Annotated in this window: 3 protein-coding genes; all 3 read right to left on the bottom strand. The window is 59.4% G+C overall.

The annotated features are described in order from the left end of the window. Window positions 1-217: 217 nt before the first annotated feature. The 3 genes from QVO43_RS08030 to pepT all read right to left on the bottom strand — a co-directional run bounded on the left by QVO43_RS08030 (window position 218) and on the right by pepT (window position 5,013). Window positions 218-1,825 carry a gamma-glutamyltransferase family protein gene (locus tag QVO43_RS08030; protein WP_022488014.1) on the bottom strand — a complete coding sequence of 536 codons (1,608 nt, stop codon included), beginning with the start codon at window positions 1,823-1,825 and terminating at the stop codon, window positions 218-220. A gap of 499 nt (window positions 1,826-2,324) precedes the next feature. Beyond that, window positions 2,325-3,638, bottom strand: coding sequence for an ATP-binding protein (locus QVO43_RS08035; RefSeq protein WP_022488015.1), 1,314 nt, complete (start codon window positions 3,636-3,638; stop codon window positions 2,325-2,327). 106 nt (window positions 3,639-3,744) lie between these two features. Further along, complete coding sequence (gene pepT / locus QVO43_RS08040) at window positions 3,745-5,013, bottom strand: peptidase T (RefSeq protein ID WP_022488016.1); 1,269 nt, start codon at window positions 5,011-5,013, stop codon at window positions 3,745-3,747. Window positions 5,014-5,068 lie beyond the last annotated feature (55 nt).

The following is a 5,068-nucleotide window of genomic DNA, read 5'->3' on the forward strand; positions in this document are numbered from 1 at the left end:
GGGCCAGCGCCGACCGTAAGTACGGCAGCCAGTGTGTAGGCTTAAAAAGGGCGGATATAAAAAGGGGGGAGAGAGCCAGGCGCACGAGATGGGTCCAGATGCGCAAAAGCGGGGATTTTCGAATGCGGCATAGTACTAAAAGGTACATGCCGCTTTCGAAAATCCCCGCTGACAAAGCAGATGGCCCGCTATGGCGCCCAGGGATTATGCGTTAGCCCTAGTACGCCGCCACCGTTCCATCCGTCCTCCCCTCCGTGGCCCCCACCAGGGTGCCGTCTTCCCGGCGCCAGATGATCTGGCCCCGTCCGAAGGTGGAGCGGTCCTGTTTCACGACGATTTCGTGGCCCCGGGCCCGGAGGCCTTCTATGATGGCCGGATCCACCTGGGCTTCCACTTCCACTTTTTTCCCTTCGATCCACTGCCACCGGGGTGCATCCAGGGCGGCCTGGGGATTCATATGGAAATCCAGGGTGTTCAGGATGACCTGGAGATGGCCCTGGGGCTGCATGAAGCCTCCCATGACCCCGAAGGGGCCCACGGCCTTTCCGTCTTTGGTAAGGAAGCCGGGGATGATGGTATGGTAGGGTTTCTTCCCGGGAGCCAGGCAGTTGTCCATGGCCGGATCCAGACTGAAATTGTTCCCCCGGTCGTTGAGTGCGATGCCGGTGCCGGGGATCACCATGCCGGAACCGAAGCCCCGGAAGTTGCTCTGGATGAAGGATACCATGTTCCCTTCTCCGTCAGCGGTGCACAGATACACGGTGCCTCCGCTGAAGGGTTTCCCCCACCGGGGTTCCAGAGCCCGGTCCCCGATCAGGCTCCGGCGCTGATCCGCATAGTCCTGGCTCAGCAGGTCTTCCACCCGGGCGTGCATGAACCGGGGATCCGCCACATAGTGCCGGGCATCGGAAAAGGCCAGTTTCATGGCTTCGATCTGTTTGTGGTAGCTGTCCAGGGTTTCCCGTTCCTCCAGATGGAAGCCCTTCATGATGTTCAGGGCCATCAGGGCGGTGATCCCGTGGCCGTTGGGAGGAATCTCCCACACATCATAGCCCCGGTAGTCGGTGCGGATGGGATCCACCCACTGGGCCCGGTAGCCGGCCAGGTCTTCTTTCCGGAGATAGCCTCCGGTGGCCCGGCTGAACTGGTCGATTTTGTCCGCCAGTTCACCCCGGTAGAAGGCTTCGCCGCCGGTTTGGGCCAGCCGTTCCAGAGTTCGGGCATGGTCCGGGAAAGCAACGGTTTCCCCTACTTCCGGGGCGGATCCTGTGGGCAGGAAGGTGGAGAAAAAGCCGGCAAAGGCCGGGTCGTCCCTAAAGGGAGCGAAGGTGGTTTCGGCGGCTTTCCACAGTTTTCCCGCAATGGGGGAAACCGGGAACCCGTCCCGGGCGTATTCGATAGCCGGTTCAAAGAGTTTGGCAAAGGGCAGCCGGCCGAACCGCCGGTGGAGTTCTGCCCAGGCAGACACAGCCCCGGGGACGGTAACCGGAATCCAGCCCCGCTGGGGCATTTCGGAATGGCCGGCGGCCAGGACCTTTTCCCGGGTCAGGAGCGCCGGAGCCGGGCCGCTGCCGTTGAGACCGTAAAGACGGTCTTTGATCCACACCAGGGCAAAGGCATCGCTGCCCAGGCCGTTGCAGTCAGGTTCCACCACCGTAAGGCAGATGGCAGTGGCCAGGGCAGCGTCCACCGCGTTACCCCCCTGGAGCAGCATCCGCAGCCCTGCCTGGGCCGCTAAAGGCTGACCGGTACAAACCATCCCCCGCCGGGCCATGATCACCCGGCGGCGGGAAGGATAAGGATAGGAAGAAAGATTGTAATCCATGGGAATACCTCCTTGTAAAGAAGACAGTGTACACCAGTCCGTAGGGGCCGCACGTCGGGCGGCCTGCTGTGGATTCGTCGTTTGTCGTTAAGGAAGAAAACCGCCCCGCGGTTTTCTGGAAAGTGAAACGCAGCCAAAGGCTGCTAACCCACCACCAGCCTGACGGCTGGTCCCCTGCCCCTCCCAGGGCGGACTTTTTGTTGGTACAATCCACCCCCGATTTCCTCCAGGCGCGGAAGATGTGCCCAGATACGCGAAAGCGGAGATTTTCGAATGCGGCATAGTACTCGCCTCCGATTCCCGCCCTGGGCGTCAGAGTGGGTCAGATGCGCGAAAAGAGATGGGCACCCGTTTCCCGCCAGGCGCACGAGATGGGTCCAGATGCGCGAAAGCGGAGATTTTCGAGGGCGGCATAGTACTAAAGGGTACATGCCGCTTTCGAAAATCCCCGCTGACAAAGCAGATGGGCCCATATCGTGCGCCTGGGTTATGCGTTAGCTCAGCCCAGCAAAAATCCCATATACATCGGCATCTCCACTACCTGCCCTTTCCGGGACACGTTGTCGGTGGTCAGCTGGATGGCCTGTTCCACCTGGTATTTTTCCGGCTGCTGGAGGAGGGTCTTGAGGCTTTTGGTGTTGCCGGTGGAGGGAGTGGCCTTCACCAGGGTGCTCTTGCCCTGGCAGCGGATGACGAAATCCACTTCCAGGCCGGAGTTCTTGTGGTAGTAGTAGAGTTTCCGGCCGCCCTTGCTGAGAAGATCGGCAGCCAGGCTTTCGTAGACGGCGCCCTGGCAGCCGGAAAGATCTCCCTGGAGGAGCTTCAGCCGGTCGTCCCCGGTAAGCATGGCGGCATAGAGGCCCACATCCTTCATGTAGACCTTGAAAATGGAATCGATGGCGTGGCGTTCCAGGGGCAGCCCCGGTTCCGTCAGGTTGTAGCACCGGCTGACGATGCCCGCCTCTTCCAGCCAGGAAAGAGCCCCTTCGAACTGGGAGGCCTTGGAGCCTTTTTTCAGCTGGGCATACTGATATTTCTTGTTTTCCTTGTTCAGCTGGAGGGGCACCGCGTCCAGTACGGTCTTCAGCTTGGCCCGGGCCCGTTTGTTCACGTCCACGAACAGGTTCTCCTCATAATCCCGGAGGATGGCCTGCTGCTGTTCCAGCACTGCGTTCATGTCATGGGTCTGGACATAGGTTTCCACCACGGCAGGGTAGCCGCCTACCAGGGCATACTGGCGGAGCAGTTCGTTGAGCCGCAGGTGGAGGGCTTCCGGCACGGGAGTTTCCTTTTCCAGGCTCTGGTGGAGCATGTCCAGCACCGGAGTGGTGATCCCGTTGGCCCAGAGGAATTCCTCAAAGTCCAGGGGCACCATGTTCACCACGGTTTCGCAGCCCACCGCAATGGGAGCGGGCTCTTTGCCGTAGCCTTTCACCCCCAGCAGGGACCCGGCAGCAATCACGTCATACCGGCCGTCCATTTTAAAGGCCTTCAGGGCGGTACGGGCTTCAGGACATTCCTGGATCTCGTCCAGCACCAGGACGGTTTTATAGGGTTCAAACACCGCTTCGGGACCGGCCAGGGCGGTGATCAGCATCACCAGGTAGTTCACATCCATGGAGTCCCGGAAAATAGCCGCATAGTCGGGCTTTTCCTGGAAGTTCAGATACACCACATGGGCGTATTCCTTTTTGGCGAAATCCAGGATGGAAGTGGTTTTCCCACAGTGGCGGCAGCCCTTGACCACCAGGGGATTGTGCTGCGGAACCTGTTTCCAGGTCTGCAGGAATTTTTCGATCTTGCGCTGAAGCATAAGGATTCCTCTTTCTTTCCCTCAAATACAGAATGGCAATAGAAGCTCCTTACACTTTACAGGAAACGGGTCCATTTTTCAAGGAACTTTTCGGATTTTTTCCGTTTTATTTTCCAGCAGCTTTCCGAAAGACTTTTTCCACCAGTTTCAGGGTCACCTGGCAGGATTTTTCCAGGGAAGGCAGGGGCAGGAATTCGTACCGGGAGTGGAAATTCAGGGCCCCGGTGAAATAATTGGGGGTGAAGATCCCCCGGGTGGACAAATAGGAGCCGTCGGTGCCTCCCCGCATGGCAATGGTTTTGGGAGTAATGGCCAGTTCGTCCAGGGCTTCGTAGAGGAAGTCCACTGCCTGCCGGTTGTCCGGAGTCATGGCGTCAGCAATGTTCCCGTAGATGTCTTCCAGGGTGCAGCGGACCTGGGCCCGGGGTTCCTGGTGCTTCAGCCGTTCCACATTGGCCAGGATGGTCTGTTTCCGGGCCTCGTAACGGGCTTTGTCATGATCCCGGATGGCCAGCTGGACCGTGGCGTGGGTGGCGTTGGACTGGATGCTCTTGATCCAGATGTAGCCTTCCTTCCCTTCGGTGCATTCCGGAGTTTCCTTCCGGTCGAAGAAGTTGGCGAAATCCACCGCCAGCAGGGTAGGGTTCACCAGGTTCCCCTTGGCGTTCATGGGATGGGCGCTGACCCCCTGGATGTCCACCTGGGCGGAACCGGCATTGAAGGTTTCGTACACCACTTCTCCCAGGGCGCAGCAGTCGATGGTGTAGGCAAAATCCACCGGGAACCGGCTGATCTCCAGGGCTTTGGACCCTTTCAGCCCCACTTCCTCGTCCGGAACGAAGGCCACGTAAATGGCCCCGTGGTGGATTTCCGGATGGTCCGTAAAATACTGGAGCATGGTCATCACATTGGCCACCGCGGCCTTGTTGTCCGCCCCCAGGACGCTGGTGCCGTCGGTGAACACAATGTCCTGTCCCACATAATCCGCCAGCTCCGGGTGTTCGGCGGCCTTCATGAGGATGCCTTTTTCAGCGTTGAGGACCAGGTCTCCCCCCGGGTAATTCCGGACCACCTGGGGATGGACCTCCGGACTCAGGTTCACATCCACCGTATCCAGATGGCAGCAGAAGCCGATTTTGGGCACAGAACCGGTGAAACCTTCCGGCAGGTTGGCCGGCAGGTATCCGGTAAGGACGCACCGGTCGCTGAGATGCAGGTCCTCCAGATCCATGATTTCCAGTTCCGCTTCCAGCTGCCGGGCCATATGCCACTGGTCCTGGGTGCTGGGGACGGAGGAAATTCCGGCCCGGCTCTGGGAAGGGATGTTCACATACCGGAGAAAACGGTCAAGCAGTTGTTGGGTCAGTTGAGACATGGGCAATTCCTCCTTGGGTGTTTTGGGGATATTATAGCATAGGATGCGGCTGCCA

This window comes from Acidaminococcus sp. CAG:542, from assembly GCF_000437815.1.
Classification (GTDB): Bacteria; Bacillota; Negativicutes; order Acidaminococcales; family Acidaminococcaceae; genus Acidaminococcus.

Excerpts from the sequence above, each read along its gene's own strand:
- pepT (WP_022488016.1), bottom strand. The coding sequence starts at position 5,013 with ATGTCTCAACTGACCCAACAACTGCTTGACCGTTTTCTCCGGTATGTG.
- QVO43_RS08030 (WP_022488014.1), bottom strand. The coding sequence starts at position 1,825 with ATGGATTACAATCTTTCTTCCTATCCTTATCCTTCCCGCCGCCGGGTG.
- QVO43_RS08035 (WP_022488015.1), bottom strand. The coding sequence starts at position 3,638 with ATGCTTCAGCGCAAGATCGAAAAATTCCTGCAGACCTGGAAACAGGTT.